A 959-nucleotide genomic window follows, 5' to 3' on the forward strand; every position below is an offset into this window, starting at 1 on the left:
CTTGTCACCGGCGGCGCCGGCTTCATCGGTTCAAACTTTGTCCACTACGTCATCGCCAACACGGACCACCATGTCACGGTGCTGGACAAGCTCACCTATGCCGGGAACCTGGAGTCGATCACGCACCTGCCGAGCGAGCGGCTCACCTTCGTGCASGGGGACATTGCGGACCCGTCCGTCGTCGAGCCCCTYGTCGCGGCGAGCGACGTCGTGGTCCACTACGCCGCGGAATCGCACAATGACAACTCCCTGCATGACCCGCGCCCGTTCCTGGACACCAACATCATCGGCACGTACACGCTGATCGAGGCCGCCCGGAAGCACGGCAAGCGYTTCCACCACATCTCCACCGACGAGGTCTACGGCGACCTGGAGCTCGATGACCCGGAACGGTTCACCGAGAACACCCCCTACAACCCCTCCAGCCCGTACTCCTCGACGAAGGCCGGTTCGGACCTGCTGGTCCGGGCATGGGTGCGCTCCTTCGGGCTGCAGGCCACGATCAGCAACTGCTCGAACAACTACGGCCCGTACCAGCACGTGGAAAAGTTCATCCCGCGCCAGATCACCAACGTGATCGACGGGATCCGCCCGAAGCTCTACGGCAAGGGCGAGAACGTCCGCGACTGGATCCACGCGAACGACCACTCCTCCGCCGTGCTGGCGATCATCGACAAGGGCCGGATCGGGGAAACCTACCTGATCGGCGCGGACGGCGAGAAGAACAACAAGGACGTCGTGGAGCTGATCCTCTCGCACATGGGCCAGGACAACGACGCCTACGACCACGTCGTGGACCGCCCGGGCCATGACCTGCGCTACGCGATCGACTCCACGAAGCTGCGCACCGAGCTGGACTGGAAGCCCGAGTTCTCCAACTTCGAGGCCGGCATCGAAGACACCATCAAGTGGTACCGCGACAACGAAGCATGGTGGCGCCCGCAGAAGGCCGAAACCGA

1 protein-coding gene is annotated in these 959 nt (G+C 63.8%); it reads left to right on the plus strand.

Features of this window, described 5'->3' with window-relative positions:
- The coding region (gene rfbB, locus AC1DJW_RS26450) for a dTDP-glucose 4,6-dehydratase (RefSeq protein ID WP_476902947.1) at positions 1-959 on the plus strand (959 nt) is incomplete at both ends.

The sequence above is a fragment of the Arthrobacter sp. 05L417 genome (assembly GCF_056397865.1).